The sequence below is a fragment of the Akkermansia muciniphila genome (assembly GCF_002884975.1).
GTDB lineage: Bacteria > Verrucomicrobiota > Verrucomicrobiia > Verrucomicrobiales > Akkermansiaceae > Akkermansia > Akkermansia muciniphila_C.
In genome coordinates this window covers 764,895-784,605 of record NZ_PJKB01000002.1, presented here as the reverse complement: position 1 = coordinate 784,605, position 19,711 = coordinate 764,895, and the positions used below count along the sequence as shown (strand labels likewise).

The 19,711-nt window shown below is 59.4% G+C and carries 17 protein-coding genes; 13 read left to right on the top strand and 4 right to left on the bottom strand.

Translation table 11 applies throughout. The features are described from left to right. Positions 1 to 10: 10 nt before the first annotated feature. Positions 11 to 745 carry a DUF3313 family protein gene (locus CXU21_RS09435; RefSeq protein ID WP_146016791.1) on the top strand — a complete coding sequence of 245 codons (735 nt, stop codon included), beginning with the start codon at positions 11 to 13 and terminating at the stop codon, positions 743 to 745. Here the strand turns inward: CXU21_RS09435 and lgt are convergent. Together lgt and CXU21_RS09425 are read right to left on the bottom strand one after the other, a co-directional pair. Next, positions 742 to 1,800 (bottom strand): prolipoprotein diacylglyceryl transferase, encoded by a 1,059-nt coding sequence (gene lgt / locus CXU21_RS09430; RefSeq protein ID WP_102715284.1) that lies wholly within the window; start codon positions 1,798 to 1,800, stop codon positions 742 to 744. The two genes, CXU21_RS09435 and lgt, sit on opposite strands and share 4 nt — an antisense overlap. Positions 1,801 to 1,811: 11 nt before the next feature. Then, positions 1,812 to 2,891, bottom strand: a complete 1,080-nt coding sequence (locus CXU21_RS09425) for a M42 family metallopeptidase (RefSeq protein ID WP_102725839.1) — start codon at positions 2,889 to 2,891, stop codon at positions 1,812 to 1,814. A 182-nt stretch (positions 2,892 to 3,073) separates the two neighbouring features. On the opposite strand from CXU21_RS09425, the gene CXU21_RS09420 reads away from it, so the two are divergent. The 7 genes from CXU21_RS09420 (at position 3,074) to rho (ending at position 12,664) form a co-directional block, all read left to right on the top strand. Beyond that, positions 3,074 to 3,793, top strand: a complete 720-nt coding sequence (locus CXU21_RS09420; protein ID WP_102725838.1) for an Amuc_1102 family pilus-like protein — start codon at positions 3,074 to 3,076, stop codon at positions 3,791 to 3,793. 49 nt (positions 3,794 to 3,842) lie between these two features. Beyond that, positions 3,843 to 5,681, top strand: coding sequence for an Amuc_1101 family PilM-like pilus complex protein (locus tag CXU21_RS09415; protein ID WP_102715278.1), 1,839 nt, complete (start codon positions 3,843 to 3,845; stop codon positions 5,679 to 5,681). 29 nt (positions 5,682 to 5,710) lie between these two features. Beyond that, entirely contained in the window at positions 5,711 to 6,670 is a 960-nt protein-coding gene (locus CXU21_RS09410) for an Amuc_1100 family pilus-like protein (protein ID WP_102725837.1), read from the top strand. Between the two features lie 33 nt (positions 6,671 to 6,703). Beyond that, entirely contained in the window at positions 6,704 to 7,717 is a 1,014-nt protein-coding gene (locus CXU21_RS09405) for an Amuc_1099 family pilus-like system protein (protein ID WP_102715276.1), read from the top strand. Between the two features lie 71 nt (positions 7,718 to 7,788). Continuing rightward, positions 7,789 to 10,527 carry an Amuc_1098 family type IV pilus outer membrane protein gene (locus CXU21_RS09400; RefSeq protein WP_102715274.1) on the top strand — a complete coding sequence of 913 codons (2,739 nt, stop codon included), beginning with the start codon at positions 7,789 to 7,791 and terminating at the stop codon, positions 10,525 to 10,527. A gap of 93 nt (positions 10,528 to 10,620) precedes the next feature. Continuing rightward, a complete protein-coding gene (gene coaE, locus CXU21_RS09395; protein WP_146017040.1) occupies positions 10,621 to 11,226 on the top strand; it encodes a dephospho-CoA kinase in 606 nt (201 codons plus the stop codon). Then, positions 11,219 to 12,664 carry a transcription termination factor Rho gene (rho, locus tag CXU21_RS09390; RefSeq protein WP_102725920.1) on the top strand — a complete coding sequence of 482 codons (1,446 nt, stop codon included), beginning with the start codon at positions 11,219 to 11,221 and terminating at the stop codon, positions 12,662 to 12,664. The genes coaE and rho overlap by 8 nt, the downstream gene beginning before the upstream one ends. A 173-nt stretch (positions 12,665 to 12,837) precedes the next feature. Here the strand turns inward: rho and CXU21_RS09385 are convergent, their stop codons facing one another. Together CXU21_RS09385 and CXU21_RS09380 are read right to left on the bottom strand one after the other, a co-directional pair. Beyond that, entirely contained in the window at positions 12,838 to 14,763 is a 1,926-nt protein-coding gene (locus tag CXU21_RS09385) for a heavy metal translocating P-type ATPase (RefSeq protein ID WP_102725835.1), read from the bottom strand. A 58-nt stretch (positions 14,764 to 14,821) separates the two neighbouring features. Further along, entirely contained in the window at positions 14,822 to 15,820 is a 999-nt protein-coding gene (locus tag CXU21_RS09380) for an ROK family protein (RefSeq protein ID WP_102725834.1), read from the bottom strand. Between the two features lie 144 nt (positions 15,821 to 15,964). On the opposite strand from CXU21_RS09380, the gene tadA reads away from it, so the two are divergent. The 5 genes from tadA (at position 15,965) to CXU21_RS09355 (ending at position 19,694) form a co-directional block, all read left to right on the top strand. Beyond that, positions 15,965 to 16,522, top strand: a complete 558-nt coding sequence (gene tadA / locus CXU21_RS09375; RefSeq protein WP_102725833.1) for a tRNA adenosine(34) deaminase TadA — start codon at positions 15,965 to 15,967, stop codon at positions 16,520 to 16,522. 50 nt (positions 16,523 to 16,572) lie between these two features. Beyond that, entirely contained in the window at positions 16,573 to 17,511 is a 939-nt protein-coding gene (gene lipA / locus CXU21_RS09370; RefSeq protein WP_102725832.1) for a lipoyl synthase, read from the top strand. Positions 17,512 to 17,577: 66 nt separating this feature from the next. Further along, positions 17,578 to 18,957, top strand: a complete 1,380-nt coding sequence (locus CXU21_RS09365; protein ID WP_102725831.1) for a cytochrome c peroxidase — start codon at positions 17,578 to 17,580, stop codon at positions 18,955 to 18,957. Between the two features lie 266 nt (positions 18,958 to 19,223). Next, positions 19,224 to 19,436 (top strand): FeoA family protein, encoded by a 213-nt coding sequence (locus tag CXU21_RS09360; protein ID WP_102716000.1) that lies wholly within the window; start codon positions 19,224 to 19,226, stop codon positions 19,434 to 19,436. Positions 19,437 to 19,463: 27 nt separating this feature from the next. Next, positions 19,464 to 19,694: a FeoA family protein gene (locus tag CXU21_RS09355; protein WP_102715259.1), complete on the top strand. Its 231-nt coding sequence runs from the start codon at positions 19,464 to 19,466 to the stop codon at positions 19,692 to 19,694. The last annotated feature ends 17 nt before the right edge of the window (positions 19,695 to 19,711 follow it).

Here is a 19,711-nt window from a genome sequence, read left to right as displayed (position 1 = left end):
CTTAACCTGCATGTACGGTGCTATTCCTAAGCTCTTGCTGGCACTGGGAACGGGACTGGTTTTTTCCTGTTCCAGCTCCCGGCCCATGCCCACCTCCCCCCTGATTACCCACCCCCTTAAGGCGGATCCCAAACAGAGCTGCTTTCAGGGCGTCTGGTACAATCCCAGGGAACAGTCCATCTGGAATTCTCCGCGCCTGAAGGTGTATGTAGCGCCCGTCAATATCGACTACATCAAGACCAAGTTCCCGAAGGAAGCTCCGGCCCTGGCGGAACAATTCAGAACAGAGCTTCAGAAAGACATTCAAAGGGTGCTGGAAAACAGAGCCAAGCAGACCGGAGGAAAAATCAAGTGGCAATTGGTTGACCGCCCCTCCCCGGGAGGCGTGACCCTTTATATCGCCATGGTGAAGCTGAAGCCCACAGACGTGGGCGGCAATGTCCTGTCCGACCTCGTTTCCCTGGCCTCCCCCCTTCCGGGCACTTCCCTGATCCTGGGTAATTTAATGAGCGGGGACGTGGGCATTGAAGGGCGCCTGTCCGATATGCGTACAGGCACCAGCATCATGGAGTTCAAGGCCTATAATACGGATCCCATCACCTTGTTTTCCGTGAAGGAGTTTGAGCGCTTCGCCTTTGACCAGCGGAATCTGCGGCTTTTCGCCAGTGGAATTTCCTCCATTTTCAAAGGCGGCCCGTCCAGCTACATTCCCAAGACAGGCAACTTTGACCTGGACCCGTTTTAAGCAGTCTTCCCGGCTGACTCCTCCTTGTTCTTCTTCTCCGGATCATAGAAGTTGCATTCCTGAACCGTTTGCCTGGTTTTAAAGGCATAGACAAAGAATGCTACGCCCACCAGCACGAGGAAGACGGAAAGGAACTGCCCGCGGGTCAGGCCCATGGAGAAGGGGGAATCAGGTTCCCGGTATTCCTCGCAAACGATTCTGCCGACAGCATACAGAATGGCAAAGACGCCGCAGAAGACGCCGTTCCACGCCCGCGGGAATTTCACCCGGATGAACCACAGGACCGCAAAAAGAAGCACTCCTTCCGCAAATGCCTCATATAGCTGGGAGGGGTAGCGCGCATGGTCCTGCATCATCTCGCTCACAATTTCCTTGATGGCGGGCGTATCCCTCACCCGGTCAACCACCCAGGCGGCGTTCATATGTTCCGGAACAGCCACCCCGGAAAGAGAGAGCTTGTCCACCAAGCCGGGCGTTTCATAAATGCGGGAGGCCACCCGGACAAACAAGTCCGGGTCCTGGGAGAGTTCCGCCGGAAAGATCATTCCCTGCGTGGAACCGGGGGATACAATGCGCCCGTACAGCTCCCCATTGATGAAGTTGGCCATGCGGCCAAAGAACAGCCCCACGGGAGCCACAATGGCTAGGCCGTCCAGCAGGGCCACCCATTTAACGCGGTGCTTCCACGCGTAATAGAACGTGTACAGCCCCACGCCGATCATTCCTCCGTGGCTTGCCATGCCTCCTTCCCATACCCGCAGAGCCATCAGCGGGTCCGCGAGGAACTGGGACCAGCCATGATTAGGTATCTGGTAAAAGAGCACGTACCCCAGCCGTCCGCCGATCAGGACGCCAAAGATCGCCACATAGGTGACAAAGTCCGCCAGCTTGTCCTGCGGAATGGGGTACAGTTTCCGGCGGGACAGCCAGGAGAGCAGAAAGTATCCTCCGATGAAGCCCATCAGGTAAGCCAGGCCATACCAGCGCAGGGCAATGGAGTCCGTAACCTGCCAGATGACGGGGTCCAGGTCGTGTACGTAAGCAGTCGGGTTCATGAGCGTTTCTTTCAGGGCAGGTAATGAGTGAGGGCTTCCACGGTTTCATGGTCCAGGGCACGCGCCAGCGCCACCGTCAGTTCCACCGCCGCACGGTAATCCCGCAGGTCCAGCACGCCGTTATGGGCGTGGATGTACCGGGTGGGGATTCCCAGCACAATGCAAGGGACTCCCTTGCCGGAGAGATGCAGGGCGCCCGCATCCGTTCCACCGGAGCGGCGCACCGTTAACTGGAAGGGGATGCCTGCCTTCTCCGCCACTTCCTCAGCCAGGGCGACCAGCCGCGGGTTGGTGATGGCCGTAGGGTCAAACAGCCTGATCTGAACGCCGCCGCCCAGGGCTCCCTGGGAGTCCGCCGCCGTAAAGCCGGGGGTATCGTCCGCAGGCGGTCCTTCCAGCACAATGACGCAATCCGGGCGCATGGCGACTCCGGCCGTCCTGGCGCCCCTGGTCCCTACTTCCTCCTGCACCGTAGCGGCGGCAATCAGAGTATTGGGGTGCCCTTCCCGGCACAGCGTCTTGAACGCTTCTATCATTACGGAGAGGCCGGCGCGGTTGTCAAAGGCCTTGCCCATCACCCGGAACGGATTTTCCAGAGATGTGAATTTCACGTCCGGCACCACGGGATCACCCAGGTGAATGCCGAATTCATTCCGAGCCTGTTCCGCGCTTTCAGCGCCCACGTCCACAAACAGGGCCTCCATACTCATGACGCTGTTGCGCTGGCCTTCCGGCAGAAAATGGGGCGGCTTGGAGCCGATCACCCCCTGAATGCTGCGACCCGAGCGCGTCTTCACCAGAACACGCTGGCTTAACAGGGTATGCGGCCACCACCCGCCTATGCCCACCAGCTGCAGAAAGCCGTTTCCGGTGATATTCTGCACCAGGAAGCCAATTTCATCCATGTGGGCGGCCAGCATCACGCGGGGGCCTGAATTGCCATTGGCGCAGAAAAGGCAGCCGGAACCATCGGAGGAGAATTCCCCGCATCCCGCCAGCTCCCGCGCCACAAGGTTCCGCACTTCATCCTCGTGCCCTGAAATGCCATGGGCCTCTGAAAACTTTCCCAGCAGCTCCGAATCAATCGCCATGGACCGAGCATGTGAAAACACCCCTTCCAGGTCAAGCCCGCAGCCATGCCGCATGATTTTTTCTTGACTGTGCCGGGAGAAGCTCCGGACCGCGCCGCACCCGTTCCGGGGAAAGAAACAAGAGATTTTTGCTAGCCACAGTTCGGTTTTTGGTGTAACTAATCAGGGAATCGAATTGTGCTATGAAATCCATCCTTAACACTATCACGGCCATGCTGGCTGCGGTGCTTTTCATCCCTGTGGCATCGGCGCAAACCACCAGCAACCCCAGAATGCAGGTGAAGGTCACGCTGGAAAAGCTGTCCCTGTACATGCGCCAGTCCCCCAACGTCATGACCCAGGACGACCCCCGGCCCCTGCCCAAGCCGAAGAGATGGGCGGATTTTGAGATACCCTTCAAGGTGGACGCGGCTCCCGCTCCCAAGTCCGGCTACATCGATTCCCTGACGTTCAAATTCTATATTGCCGTGGTCAATCCGGACCGCGCCCGCCAGTACCTGAAACTTTACAAGGAAGTCAAATACGTCAATGTTCCCGTAGGGGAGGCCACGTATGCCTCCGTCTACCTGTCTCCCTCTTCCGTCAAGCGCATCACCGGTTCCGAAGGCGGCAGGGGCAAATGGGTGAAGTACCAGGGCGTGGTGGTGGAATACAACGGCAAAATAGTCGCCACCTATTCCTCCGAACGCGGCAAGATGGAAAAATGGTGGACCATCCAGTCCCCCAGCATCGTGGAAACATCCTATTACCCCCTGCTGAACAAGGATGAAACGCCCTTCTCCGTGTACTGGTATGACCGCTATCCGGAAATCATGAGGCCCAACAGCCCGCAGCCGACTTCCAGCCCGGAACCCGCCCCGTTCGGCGCCCCCGCGGAAACCCCGGCGGCGGACGGCGAGTAACGCCCTTCAACATTATCCACCCTTCATTTTTATTTAACAGAAATCACCCATGGCTAATTCACGACAAATCGTCGCATTAAACGTAGGTTCCCAGAGAGTATCCATGGGCGTCTTTTCCAAGACCTCCAAGGACGCCCTCATTCTGGACCGCTATGCTACGCGCCTCGTAGTGCTGGACCCGTCAGCGGAAGGCTTGCGCCTGACGAAAATAGGGGAGGCAATCGCCGACCTCGTCCAGGAGCTCAATGTCAAAGGCAGCGTCGCCAACTATTCCGTTTCCGGTCAATCCGTATTCATCCGCTTCGTCAAGCTTCCGGCTCTGGATGATACGGATGTGGAACAGCTCATCCGCTTTGAAGCCCAGCAGCACGTCCCCTTCCCGCTGGATGAAGTGGTGTGGGACTACCACCTTCTCCCGGCCAAGGGCCTGGAACGTGAAGCCGTCCTGGTAGCCATCAAGGCGGAAGACCTGGACACCCTTAATGATGAAATCGTCTCCCACGGTCTTTCCACCGGCAAGGTGGACTGCGCCCTGACTTCCCTGTACAACGCTTATGTGGACAGCTACCCGGAAGAAACGGAGCCGGTGATGCTCATCGACATCGGCGCCAAGTCCACGGACCTCATTTACAGCGAACAGGGACGCTTCTTCACCCGCAGCATTTCCGCAGGCGGCATTTTCGTTACATCCGCCATCGCCCGTGAATTCAACGTCCCCTTCATGGAGGCGGAACGCCTGAAGACTACCAGCGGACTCGTTTCCATGAGCAACGGGCAGACGGAGGGGCTGGACCCCGCCACGGCCAACCTGGCTACCGTCATCCGCACGGCCATGACCCGGCTCGCGTCTGAAATCCAGCGCACCACCAACCATTACCGCGCCCAGATGAACGGAAGCGCGCCCGTCAAGGCATACCTGTGCGGCGGCGGCGCATCCCTGCCCTACACCAAGGAATTCCTGGAAGACAAGCTGGGCATACCGATCTCCTTCTTCAACCCCATGCACAATGTGGGCGTGGGCTCCGGCGTGGATGTCAACACCATTTCCCGTGAAGCCTTCATTCTGGGCGGCCTGATCGGCACCGCCGTCAACGCCATCGGGAGGGCCTCCCTCAACATTGACCTGGAACCCACGGCAATTGCCAAAAAGCGGGCCAACCAGAAAAAGATGCCCGCCATCATCGCGGGGGTTGCCATCGCCGTCATCGGCGCCGCGGCCTATGCCGTAACGGGGTACATGGGCGTCAAGAAGGCGGAGGAGACCCTGGCAAACGTCCAGCCCACCGTCACTTCCATCAAGTCGGAACAATCCGCCCTGCGCCAGAAGGAGCAGGAACTGAAAAAGCTGGACTCCACCCTGGCCGCCTACCAGCAGCTCACGCTCCAGCGCTACGGTTACGCGGATATTATCAAGCATCTGCTGGAACAGTCGGAACACAAGGAGTACCCCTACTGGTTCACGGATTTTGAACCGCTGGCGCACTTCAACCCGGAGGATACCACCCAGATCACGGGCTACTCCGTCATCAAGGACTCCTTCACGTCTGACAAGAACACGTCCCTGGTGGATGACATCAGGACGGAAGCCGCCGCGAATGCCGCCAATGATGACGAGCAAACCGTTTACAGCGTTAACGCCCTGCGCCTGACCGGCTTTGTCCGCCGCAGCCTGGGCGGACAGAGAATCATCCAGGACCTCCAGGCAAAAATAGACGGGAACAAGGACTCCCTGTTCACCTTCAAGCACGGAGACGTCAAGCTGGAAGCCCGCCAGATCATGGAACTGGGCGCCAAGGACGCCAAGATAGACGCGGCGGCCGGGCCCTTTGTTCCCTTCAAGCTGGTGCTTCCGTTGAAAACTCCCATTCCCGTGCACTTTAACAAATAAGATTACCCAACCCGAACAAGACATATTTTATGAGCAATTGGATTACAGACAACAAGCCCGCCGCCATGGTAGCGGGCGTGGGGCTTCTCTTATTCGTGGGGTTATCCGTGACGGGATACATGGTCAATTCCAAACGCAGTGAGCTGGACAAGAAAATCAGCGTCGCCTCCAAGGAGATCAAGTCCGCCAACGCGGCTGAAATCACGCCCAGCCGCACGTCGAACAATGAGCTGGAAAAGGAATTGAACCGCTATGCCAAGGCGGTCACCAACCTGGAAACGGCCTACAAGCCTTTCCTGGCTTCCTCCGCGCTGGTTCCCACCACGCCCACCGCGTTCCAGAATGAACTGAAAACGTTCAGGGACGCCCTGATCGCCGCCTGCAAGAAAAAGAATATCCAGATTACGGACACCTCCTCCTGGCTCGGCTTCCAGGTTTACAGCACCCAGGCCCCCAGCGTCCAGGCAGCCTCCACGCTGGGCTTTGAACTGAAAGCGGTCAACAGCCTCGCTAACAAGCTGACGGATTGCGGACTGACCAAATTCATCAAGGTGTACCGTCCCCAGCTTCCTATTGAAAACCCGGCGAACAACCCGGAAGAGGAAGCGGAGGAACCCAACCAGGCGCCCTGGTCCCCCATGCCGCTGGAAATTGCCTTCCAGGGCGACCGGGAAAGCGTGCTGAAGGCCATGAACGCCATCACGGACTCCCAGGACTACCTTTTCACGGTCAACTCCATCAGAATCCGCAATGAACGGATGATGCCACCCCCCATCGCCGGACCGGCGGCGCCCAAGCCTGCCGCGGCACAGTCCGCCGCGGGAGCGGCGGACCTGAGGCCGGCGGATGAAGCGGCGGCCCAATCCGCGGCTCCGGCCATCCAGCAAGTCATCAAGCCTTACATGGGCAAGGAGCAAATCTTTGTCCAGGTCTCCCTGAACCTGGTCCACTTCAACCAGCCCAAGGCGCAGGAACCGTCTGAAGACTAATTACGGCAACCAACCGCAGCAAATACTTTCAACATGTCTGAAAAACAAAACTACGACAAGATCCTGCTGGCTTCCGGCATCGTGCTGGGCCTGGGGGTAGCCGCCTACGGTACGCTGACCCTTCTGGGACTGAATGACAAGTACAAGTTCACCACGCAGGTTTCAGAAAAGGCGATTGAACCGCCCGCCGGCATTAAAAAGGCCGCGGAGGTCAATCAGGAGCTTTCCGCCTCCCATGAGCTCAAGCCCATTGCACAGGAAACCCAGCAATACGTGGGCTTCGTAGCGCCCAGCCTCTGGATCAAGGAAGGGGGGATGGAACCCTTTGACATCGTCTCCGGCCCTCCCATCCACGGCAATATTCCGAACAAATGGTTCCTGGACAACGGCCTGGAAAATGAATTCGTTTACTCGGACGTCCTCACCCGCGACCCGGACAACGACGGATTCACGGTGCAGGAGGAATATGAGGCCAAGACGCTTCCCAATGACCCCAACAGCCACCCGCCCCTTGTCAACAAGCTCTTTGTTGATGAAATCAAGCAGTTCGGCTTTTTCCTGGGCTTCACGCAGGCTGACGGCAACGATTTTACCTTCAAGGGATTAAACCGCGCCAAGCAGGAGCTCTGGAAAAACGTCGTCCAGGTTAACGGCCAGTTCGGCACCCGGAAAAATACAAAAGACAAACCCAGGTTTGAGCTTGTCAGCGTCACCAACAAGGAATTCAAGAATCCCAGCCTGGACATGGTGGAGACGGATGAAGAAGCCGTTGTCAAGGACCTGAAGCCGACCAAAAACGGCCAGACCTACACCATCAGGCGCGGCACAAAATACGTCATTCCAATCATTGATAAGAAAGCAAACCTTACTATCGCCGCCGGCCCCAGCAGGGACACCAGCTTCGAGGTGGAAGAAGGAGCCGACTTCCAGATCCCGGGAGACACCAAACAGACCTACACGCTGAAAACCGTTGATAATGCTACGCAGACCGTAACCATTGCCAACAAAACAACTGGAGAACAAACAACACTGAGCAAGAAAAAATAGACCCGGATTTAAACTTTTCTGAAAAAAAAGCTTCACAAATCCGAAAAACATGTAAAAAGAAGAACCTAACTATGGACCACGCACCACTTTATCAACCGAAGCGTTCTCTGATCGCGCTGATGGCCATTGCTGCCTCCTGCCCGTTTGCGCAGGCTGGTGATGGCGGCGCCGTCGGAACCTCCAGTGCTTATGGCTCGTCCTACGCCGGACCGGGAAGTTACTACCAGTCCGATGCAGCGCGCCAAGCCATGGCACGCCGCGAAGCGCAGACCCAGGAAGCCATGCAGCTTCTTGCCGAAGGCCGCAACCTGTACCGCGAAGGCAAGTACAAGGAAGCCCTGGACAAATTCAATGCCGCTTACAACATGCTGCCCGCCGCGCCGATCAATGACCAGCGCAAGGAAGCCATTGCCAACAACATTGGTGACGCCAGCATCGCCGTTGCTCAGGAATACATCAAAGTGGGCCGCTATGACGAAGCTGAGAAGCTTCTTCAGGATGCCATCAAGCTCAATCCCCGGGACGTCAAGCTTGCCAAGCAGACGCTCGAATACATGAAGGACCCGATTCGCACGAATCCGGCGCTCACCCCCGAGCACGTCAAGAACGTGGAAAAGGTGAACACCCTCCTTCACATGGCCTATGGTTACTATGACCTCGGCGACTACGACAAAGCCATCGCCGAGTTCAACAAGGTTCTTGTTATTGACCCGTACAACGTGGCGGCCCGCCGCGGACAGGAAACGGTCAACCGCCGCAGGATGGCCTATTACGCCGCCGCCTATGACGAAACCCGCAGCACCATGCTTGCGGAAGTGGACAAGATGTGGGAACGCCCCATCCCGATGGAAGCTCCGACCGGAGCCGACGGCTTGGACAACACCCCGATGACCGACGTCAACGGCGCCACCGCCAACCTGATGAAGCTCAAGAGCATCATCATCCCCTCCGTCTCTTTTGAAGACACCACCGTGGAAGACGCCATCGACTACCTGCGCAAGAAGTCCATTGAACTGGACCGCACCGTAGGCCCGAACGGCGAACGCGGCATCAACTTTGTAATCAATGACGCCCAGCCCGCAGCCGTTACCCCCGCAGCTCCCCCTGCTGAGGACCCCGGCTTCGGCGAAGAGTCCACGGAAATTACGGAAGTTGCTCCGGCAGCCGCTCCGCAGGAAAGCATCCGCACCCGCAAGATCGGCCAGCTCAAGCTGACCAACGTCCCCATGCTGGAAGTGCTGCGCTTCATCTGCCGTAACGCAGGCCTGCGCCAGAAGGTGGAAGACTATGCAGTCACCATCCTTCCCGCCGGCGGCAATGACGTGGACCTCTACCAGCGCACCTTCTCCGTGCCTCCGGGCTTCCAGTCCTCCCTCCGCAACACCGTTGGAGACAGCGATGGCGGCGGCACTGAAGACCCCTTCGGCGGCGGCGGTGAAAGCTCCTCCGGCCTCAAGCCCATGCCCTCCATCCGCAGCCTGCTGCAAAAGAGCGGCATCAGCTTCCCGGAAGGCGCCACGGCATTCCTTGTCAACGGCAACTCCTCCCTGGTCGTCCGCAACACCTCCGGCAACCTGGACCTCATTGAAGGCCTCATTGAAAACACCCGCGGTGAATCCCAGCAGGTGCGCATCATGACCAAGTTCGTGGAAGTGACCCAGGAAAACACGGAAGAGCTCGGCTTTGACTGGATCGTCACTCCATTCTCCGTCAGTAACGACCGCAGCACCTTCCTGGGCGGCGGCACGAACTACGGCACCGGCCTCATCCCGGACGACTTCACCCAGTCCCCCGGCGGCGTGAGCGGCTGGCCCGTAAACAACAACAGCTCCAACACGGACGGCAACGGCCTGATCAACGGCCTCGCTACCGGCGGCAACCGCACGGGCGACTATGCCATCTCCAAGAACTCCGTGGACAACCTGCTGAACAGCACCAACCGTTCTGAAGCCACCAAGAAGAACCCGGCTCCCGGCATCATGTCCCTCACGGGCATTTATGACGAAGGCGCCTTCCAGATGCTGATGCGCGGCCTGTCCCAGAAGAAGGGCTCCGACGTTCTCACCGCTCCCAGCGTAACCGCCAAGTCCGGTGAAACCGCCAAGATTGAAATCATCCGCGAGTTCTGGTACCCCACCGAATACGAACCCCCGGAACTTCCCAACAACGTGAGCAGCTGGGGCGGCGGCAACTACAATAACCGGAACAACGTTCTGGATGACCTTGTAGGCACCGAAAACCCGGCCCAGGTCACCAGCTTCCCCGTCACTCCCGCCACTCCCGGCGTGTTTGAAATGAAACCCGTTGGCGTGACCCTGGAAGTTGTGCCCACCATTGGTGACAACAAGTACATCATTGACCTCAACTTCAAGCCCAGCATCGTGGAATTTGAAGGCTTCGTGAACTACGGCAGCCCGATCCAGTCCACCGGCGTTGGTTCCGACGGCAAGCCGATGTCCCTGACTCTGACGGAAAACCGCATTGAGCAGCCCATCTTCTCCAAGCGTTCCGTTGAAACGTCCCTGTTCATCTACGACGGCCACACCGTGGCAATCGGTGGTTTGATCACGGAAAACGTGCAGACGGTGGAAGACAAGGTGCCGATCTTCGGTGACCTGCCTCTCATCGGACGCTTCTTCCGCAGCAACTCTGACAACCATATCAAGAAGAACCTGATGATCTTCGTGACGGGTCAGATCATTGATGCCACCGGCCAGCCCGTACGCGGCAACGCCCTTCCCACCACGGCAAACGCCGCGGCTCCGGAAAGCGCCCTGCCTGCGTCCGAAGGCCTGCTGCCCCCCATGTAGGCGGCCTGCATAACGTCCATATTGGAGCGGGTGAAAGGGTGAACCTTTCACCCGCTCTTTTTGTCCCATGCATACCCCGTTTCCCCTCTCTTCATGAAAACCCTGATCGTGACCGGCGGAATAGCCACCGGAAAATCCACCGCCATCCGCCTGCTGATGGAGACGGGAGGACCGCGCCTGCGCCTTTTTGACTGTGACGCGGAGGCAGGCAGGCTACTGGACGGCGGCAGGCTGAAAGAAAGCCTTTCCGCCGCCTTCGGCCCCGCCAGCGTGGACGCCTCGGGACGGGCGGACAGGGGCTTCCTGCGGGAGCTCGTGTTCCGGAACCCGGAAAGCCGCCGGAGGCTGGAGGGAATCATTCATCCCCTGCTGCACCAAGAATGTCTTGCGCAAATGGAGACGGCGCGTCAGAATGCGGCGGTAGACGGGTTTGTCATTGACGTGCCGCTGTTTTTTGAAACATCGGCATGCTACCGCCAGGACGCCGTATGCGTGGTAGCCGTTTCCCGGGAAACGCAGAAGACCCGCCTGGCTCTCAGGAACGGATTCCGTGGGGATATGATTGAAGCCATTCTGGCGGCTCAGCGTCCTATCATGGAAAAAGTGGCCGCGGCCGATTTCGTCATCTGGAATGAAGGGCCTCCGCCCCTGCTCCGCCGGCAAACCCAAAGACTTCACCAACATTTTTTTCATGACTGAAGAACTCGACAACAACTCCCTTCCCTCCGGAGAGGACGCACAGTCCGCCCCCCCCAAGGCTCTTCCGGCTCCGGAAGAGGTTTCCGCGGAACAAGCCGCCCCTGCTCCGGAACAGGATGCAGAGGCGCCGGCCTGCGCTCCGGCGGTCCGGGATCAGGCCCAGGAATCCGCCGCTCCCGTTCTGGAGCAGATTGACATCAATGAATTGCGTGAACGCCCCCTGAACGACCTTCAGGAAATGGCGGAAGGCCTCCCCATCCGGAACGCGGCCTCCCTCACCAAGTCCCAGTTGATTTTTGAACTGGGAAAACAGCTTCTGGCCAAGGGTCATGAAGTGGTCGTCTCCGGCGTCATGGAACAGGCCAAGGATAACTACGCCATGCTGAGGGACCCCGTCAAAAGCTTCCGCACTTCTCCGGATGACATTTACCTGGGCGGCAACCTCATCAAGCCCATGCGCCTGCGCGTGGGCCAGCAGGTCAAGGTCAGGCTGCGCAAGCTGCGGCCCCATGACAAGTACCTTTCCGCCTCCGCCGTCATCAGCGTGGAGGGCATTCCCGCGGAGGACTACCGGGCAGGCGCCGACTTTGAGCGCCTCACCCCCCTGTTCCCGAAGGAACGCCTTCTTCTGGAAAACAAGGAGGTCAATTCCGGCGCCATGCGCGTGCTGGACCTCATGACCCCCTTCGGCAAGGGCCAGCGCGGCCTGATCGTAGCCCCGCCGCGCGGCGGGAAAACCGTTTTGCTGAAGACCATCGCCCGCTCCATCAGGGCCAACTACCCGGACGTGGAACTGATTGTGCTGCTGCTGGACGAACGCCCGGAAGAAGTAACGGATTTTGAAGAAACCGTGGACGCCCCGGTTTACGCCTCCACCTTTGACGAACCTTCCCGCCGCCACGCCCAGGTTTCCGACCTGGTCATTGAACGGGCCAAGCGCCTGGTGGAAATGGGCAAGGACGTGGTGATCCTGCTGGATTCCCTGACGCGCCTGGCCCGCGGCTACAATGCCAACCAGACGGGCGGACGCATCATGTCCGGCGGCCTGGGTTCCAATGCGCTGGAAAAACCGCGCAAGTTCTTTTCCGCCGCGCGCAACGTGGAGGAAGGCGGCAGCCTGACCATCATCGCCACATGCCTGGTGGATACGGAGTCCAGAATGGATGAAGTGATTTTTGAAGAATTCAAGGGAACGGGCAACCTGGAAATCCGCCTGGACCGGGAACTTTCCGAACGGCGCATTTATCCGGCTATCTCCCTCTCCCAGAGCGGCACGCGCAATGACGACAGGCTGTACAATGAACAGGAGTTCGTGAAGATCATGCAACTCCGCCGCCAGCTCGCCATGAAGCCGGGCTGGGAAGGCCTTCAGGCCCTCCTTCAAAATATCTCCAAGACGCAGAACAATGCGGAGCTTCTGCTGACAGGGCTGCGGTAGGGATTACTGCCTTTTTTCCGTTTTTACGCCTCCGTTCCCCTGCCGGGGGGCGGGGGCTTTTTGATGGGGCTGTTCCCCGTTATTCCCGGTTCCCACGGCGGGATGATGGACTTAATGGACTTAATGGACTTAATGGGTCTCCGGGGCGGAGAAAGGGCGGAGGTATTTTTCCGTTACACGCCCAGCCTCACCCGGAAAATGCGCATGGAGTTGCCCACTGCAAGCAGGCACACGCCCACGTCCGCCATGACGGCGGCCCACATTCCGGCCAGTCCCAGGATACCCAGCACCATCACCAGAAGCTTGACGCCCAGAATCAGGATGATGTTTTGCACGATGATGCGCTCCGTCGCCCGTGACAAAAGCATCCCCTGCGGAACGGCAGCGGGATCGCCCTTCATTACTACCATATCAGCCGCCTGGAGGGCCGTATCAGACCCCACGCCGCCCATGGCTATGCCGATGTCCGCGGCAGCCAGGGAGGGAGCGTCATTCATCCCGTCCCCCACAAAGGCGAGCAGCCCCTCTTCCGGTTTCAAGCGCCGGACATGCTCCAGCTTGTCCTCCGGCATCAGCCCGCTGAACACCTCATCCAGCCCCAGCCTGCGCCCCACCTCCGGCCCGGCGGAGGAGGAATCCCCCGTCAGCATCACCAGGTTGGAAACGCCCAGCTCCCTCAGTTCCCGCACAGCCTGCTCCGCCCCCGGCTTGATCCGGTCGGACAGGCGCAGCCGCCCCAGCAGGACGCCGTCCAGCGCCACGTAAATGGTCACGCCCCGGTCTTCTCCATCTCCTGTCCTTATTCCGGCCTCCTGAAGAAAAGCCTTCTTCCCCGCCAGCACGGCCTTTCCTTCCACCCGGGCGGAAACACCGCCCCCGGTCACTTCCACCAGCTCCGCCACGCGGTCCGGGAACAAACGGCCTTCATACGCTTTCACAATGGAACGCCCCAAGGGGTGGGAGGCGGAACTCTCCGCATGCGCCGCCCAGTACAGCAGGGTTTCCGGGGAAACTCCGTCACAGGGGAGCACTTCATCCACGGAAAAAACGCCTTCCGTCAAGGTTCCCGTCTTGTCAAATACCACTGTCTTCACCTTCCGCAGGGCATCCAGGTAATTGCTCCCTTTCAGCAGAATTCCCTCCCGCGCGGCCCTACCTATCCCGGCAAAGAAGCCCAGGGGAATGGAGAGCACCAGCGCGCAGGGGCAGGAGATCACCAGCAGCACCAGCGCGCGGAACAGGCCGTCAGACCAGCTTCCCCCCGTTACGAAGGGATAGAGCAGAAACACCAGCACGGCAATGGAAATCACCAGCGGCGTGTAAATGCGTGAGAACCGTGACAATCTTCCTTCCAGCGGGGATTTGTGGCCGGATGCGGCCTCCACCAGCTCCTGGACCCTCGCCAGGGAGGAATGCCGCCAGTCCCGTTCCGTACGGACTTCCAGCACGCCCTGGCCGTTGATGCAACCCGCCAGCACGGAGCTTCCGGCCCCGGTCTCCACCGGCAGGGATTCACCGGTCATGGCGGAGGTATCCAGCACGGAATTCCCGCCCGTCACCACGCCGTCCAGAGGAACGCGCTCGCCGGGGCGCACTTCAATCAGGGAACCGGGCGGCACCTCCGCAGGTGGAAGGTCACGGATTTCTCCGCCCTCTTTCACATGGACAAACTCGGGCCTCAGATTCATCAGTTCGCTCACGGACCGGCGGGAACTGCCCACCGCGCGCTCCTGAAGGTATTCTCCCACGCGGTAAAAAAGCATCACGCCCACCGCCTCGGAATAATCCCCCAGGAACATCGCCCCCAGGGAGGCAATGCTCATCAGGAAATTTTCATCCATGGCACGGCCGTGCCTCAGCCCCAGAAAAGCCGCCTTCAATACATCCCAGCCTATCAGCAGGTAGGCGCCCGCGTAGGCAGCCCTGCCGCTCCAGGAATCGCCCCCCAGCACCAGGGCGGCAATGAAAAGGGCGATGCCCAGCACGGCGGGAACCGGCCTGATGGCGTCTCCGGAGCCGCAGCAGCTTCCGGAACAGCACCCTCCGGCGCAGCAGGAAGCTCCTTCTGGAAAATGTTCGTGGGAATGTTCCGTACTCATGACCTGTTCCGCTTGTACGCCTGCGGCTTCTTTATGGCAAGCCCTATGTTAGTTCAATCTAACAAAGAACTTTTGCTACTTCTTCTTTCTTAAAACGTTCCAGAACCCCCTGCCCCAGGAATTCATCCATCGCCATGGCTCCGGCTCCCAGCAGCCCCGCTTCCGCGCCAAACCTGGCGGGCAGGATTTTCAGCTCCTCCATGAGCATGGGGAACAATTGCGCCCTGAGGTTCTTCAGCAGGGGCTTCATCAGCAGGTCCCCGGCCTTGGCCACGCCGCCGCCAATGATGAAGGCGTCCGGCACCAGCGCGTACATCAGGTTCATGATGAGGCAAGCCAGCATTTCCGCCGTGTCCTCCCATAGCTGGAGGGCGATGGGGCAGCCCGCGCGGGCCGCTTCGTCCAGGTGCCTGGGCGTGCATTCGTTCACGGTCTTGACGATTCCGGCCCCGGCATACCGCTTGACCGCTTCCGCCGCCAGCTCGTTGTTGCCAATGTATTCTTCTATGGCTCCCCGGTTGCCGAACGGCCCGGGCTTGCCCTGGTAATGAATGCTCGTCTGTCCCAGCTCCCCGGTGGAAAGCCGTTTACCCCGCAGCATGCGGTCATTCACCACAATGCCGCCGCCAATGCCCGTTCCCATGGTCAGGCACACCAGGCTGGACATGCCGCGCCCGGCGCCCAGCTTCCATTCCGCATACGCCATGCAGTTGGCGTCATTGTCCAGCACCACGGGCAGGCTCAGCGCCTGCTCCATCAGCTCCTTCACCGGAATTTCATGGTCCCATACCCGGACGTTGGTAAGCTGGTAAAGCACGCCTCGGTGGTAGTCGCACCACCCCGGCATCCCCATGCCCATCACGCAGGCGGACGGGAATTGCTCGCGCAGGTTCAGGGCCGCCGCGATCATGGCGTCAATAATCGCCTGGGGACTCTCGAACATGGCGGTGGGGATGCGGTCAGCCGTCGCCAGAATGCGGTCCCCCGCCGTCACGCCCATCTTGATGCTCGTACCGCCAAAGTCCACGGCCAATGCGCAGGGTTCTGAAAAGCTCATGGTCCATACTTATGCCACGCACCCTCCGGAATCAACGCAAAAAAGCATTCACCCCCATCCCTTTTCGCGGCATGCCTTACTTCTTGTATAAATTACAATAAATATCCTCCAGAAATAGCTTGCCAGAGGCGCTCCGTCCGGTCCATGATAACCGCCGTGATGATGGAAATGCCCGGTTCGGACGAGTGGTTCATGCACCAAGCCATGAAGGAATCCAGAAAAGCCCTCGTGAAGGGGGAGGTGCCCATCGGGGCCATTGTGGTGAAGGACGGCCGCGTGATCGGCCGGGGCTGGAACCAGGTGGAAACCCTCAAGGACGCCACGGCCCATGCGGAGATGATCGCCCTGACGGCGGCCCAGGAGGCGCTGGGGGACTGGCGGCTGGAAGGCTGCACCCTGTACGTCACCAAGGAACCGTGCCCCATGTGCGCGGGGGCTATCGTCCACTGCCGCCCGGACCGCGTGGTGTTCGGCTGCCCGGACGCCAAAACCGGAGCCGCGGGCGGCTGGATCAACCTGCTGGATTCCAACCCGCCCCTCAATCACAAGTGCGAGGTGCGCCCCGGCGTGCTGGGGGATGAATGCCTGCACCACCTCCAGGAATTTTTCCGGGCGGCGCGGCTGGCGGCCAAAGAACGGAAGAAGCTGTCTGCGGACTCCCCCGCAGCCCCGGATGAAAACGGTGAAGACAGCCCTGAATAAAACACTTTGCATTTGCCAAAGCGGCGGAGTCACGGCAAGCTAGCGGGGCTATGGAACGCCGGAACGACAATGAGACTGCGGAAGGGATGGAACGCAAGCCGTCCTGGATCAAGGTGCGCCTGCCCAACGGCCGGGAATTCTGGGACGTCAAGCAGCTTGTGGAAGGCAAGAACCTCTTCACCGTCTGTGAAGAAGCCCACTGCCCCAACCGCTATGAATGCTGGAACCAGGGCACGGCCACGTTCATGATTGCCGGGGAACGGTGCACGCGCGCCTGCGGATTCTGCGCCACCCGGACGGCCAGGCCCGATCCCCTGGACCCGGAGGAACCCCGGCACGTGGCGGAAGCCGTCGTGCACATGAAGCTGCGCCACGCCGTTATCACCATGGTCACCCGTGACGATCTTCCGGACGGGGCCGCCGCCCATTTCGCCCAGGTGATCCGGGCCGTCAGAAAGGCCAGCCCTTCCACCATCATTGAGGTGCTGGCCTCAGACCTGAATGAAAAGCCCTCCTCCATCCAGACGCTGATGGCGGCGCGGCCGCACATTTTCGGCCACAACCTGGAAACGGTGGAGCGACTCACGCCCATGGTGCGTTTCCGCGCCCAGTACCGGCGTTCCCTGCGCGTTCTCAGGATGGCGCTGGACTGCGTGGACGGCAAGGTGTCTACCAAGAGCGGCATCATGCTGGGCCTGGGAGAAACGGAAGACGAGCTTTTCCGGTCCATGGACGACCTGCTGGAACACGGTGTCTCCGTGCTGACGCTGGGGCAGTACCTGCGCCCCTCCCGCAAGCACCTGCCGGTGGTCAAGTACATCCACCCGGACGACTTTGCCCGGTATGAGGAAATCGCGCGCGCCAAGGGCTTCAGGCACGTGGCGTCCGGCCCGCTGGTCCGCAGCTCCTACCACGCCGCCAATTTCACCCCGGAAGCGGATGTTCTGGAGGCCATCAATGAAGACTTGAGAAAGGCCGGCGAACTTTAGAATAAATCTTGATTTATTACTCTTCACCTTCTACCATACAGGCAATCCCACGTCATTGAGAATCTCATGAGCAAAACACGTTCCTTCTTTACAGCCGGAGCCATCCTGTGCGGCACGGTCATCGTGACGGCGGCAGTCGCGCCCCTGTTCCTGCCGGACCAGAATGTCAAGCCCCTGACGCCCTCCCAGGCGGCGGAAATCACGGCACAGGCCATGAACTCCAAGTGTGCGGACTGCCACAAGCCCGGCACCCACATTTCCCAACTGGTGAATACCCTTTCCGGCGGCCTGCTGGCGCGCCATATCCGGGACGGCCAGCGCAGCTATAATATGGATGAAGCGCCCACCGCCGTAACCCTTTCCAAGCTGGAACACGTGCTCCAGATCAATTCCATGCCCCCCACCTCCTACACCATGGTGCACTGGGGCAGCACGCTCACTCTGCGGGAAAAGGCCGCCATGCTCCAGTGGATCAAGGATGAACGCCTGAAAATCTTCGGCGACATGGTGGGCAAGGAATACGCCATCACCGCCATCGCCCCCATTCCGGACAGCCTCCCCACGGATCCGGCCAAGGTGGCCCTGGGCGACAAGCTGTTCCATGACGTGCGCCTTTCCACGGACAATACCGTTTCCTGCGCCACCTGCCACTCTCTGGAGAAGGCCGGTACGGACAACCTGGCCACCTCCACCGGGGTCCGCGGCCAGAAGGGCGGCATCAACGCCCCCACCGTGTTTAACGCAGCCTTCCACACCAAGCAGTTCTGGGACGGACGCGCCGCCAACCTCCAGGAACAGGCGGGCGGGCCTCCCCTGAACCCGGTGGAAATGGGCTACGAACACCCGGACGACTGGAACCAGATCGCCGCCAAGCTGAACCAGGACACCGCCTTTGCAGCGGAATTCAAGAAAGTCTATCCCCAGGGCTTCACCGGTGAAACCATCACGAACGCCATTGCGGAATATGAAAAGACCCTCATCACGCCCAACAGCCCGTTTGACCGTTATCTGAAGGGTGATGAAAACGCCATCAGCGACAACGCCAAGAAGGGCTACAGGCTTTTCCTCAAGCTGGGCTGCCAGACCTGCCATACCGGCCCCGCCATGGGCGGCCAGTCCTTTGAATACGCGGACCTCAAGGGCGACTTCTTCGCCGGACGCGCCAAGACCAATGACGACAACGGCCTGATGAACTTCTCCAAGAAGGAATCAGACAAGCACCGTTTCCGCGTCCCCACCCTCCGCAATGTGGAGCTTACCTGGCCGTACATGCATGACGCCTCCGCCCAGACGCTGGAGGAAGCCATCACCAAGATGTACCACTACCAGCTTGGCTATGATAAACTGGACAAGAAGGAAGTGAGCCTCCTGGTAGCCTTCCTGAAAACCCTGACCGGGGAATACAAGGGCAAGCCCGTCCAGGGCGAAGTCTGCCCCGCCTCCTGAGTTAGAGTAAAAATCCTCTTTTCCCAGCCGCGCCATGGATCCCCATGGCGCGGCTTTTTGCGTTCCTGCACCAGGCGTGACGGACGGAATGATTGGAAAGCGCCCTTTCCCTGCCCCTCCCTCTGCGTCATACTTAGATTAAACTAATGCACAATTTATTCATGATGAACAAATATCATGAAAACCAAAAACACAGCCGCACAATATCATTGACTTGTTAGTTTGTTAAAACTAACTTTCTTCCGGACTTGATTCATATATACACCATGCCACTCTCCATGCTCAACATCGGCGATATCCGCCAGATCAACAAAATTCATGGCAAGGATGAAACCCGGCGCTTTCTGGAAAGCCTGGGCTTCGTTTCCGGCAGTTCGGTTTCCATCATTTCTGAAAATGGCGGAAACTTCATCGTCAATGTCAAGGGGGCCCGGATCGCGCTCAGCAAGGCGCTTGCCTGCAAGATCTTCGTGGCCTGAACCTTTCCATTCAACCATCACCAATCTATGACCAGACAGCGTACATTAAGAGACGCCCTGATCGGGGAAACCGTCACCGTCGGCAAGCTGGCGGGGGAAGGCCCGGTCAGAAGGCGCATCATGGACATGGGAGTCACCAAGGGAACGCAGATCTTTATCCGCAAGGTCGCGCCCCTGGGAGACCCCATTGAAGTCACCGTCCGCGGCTACGAACTATCCATCCGCAAGTCGGAAGCCGAGAACATCCATATCCACTGATTCCGCCTTTATTACCG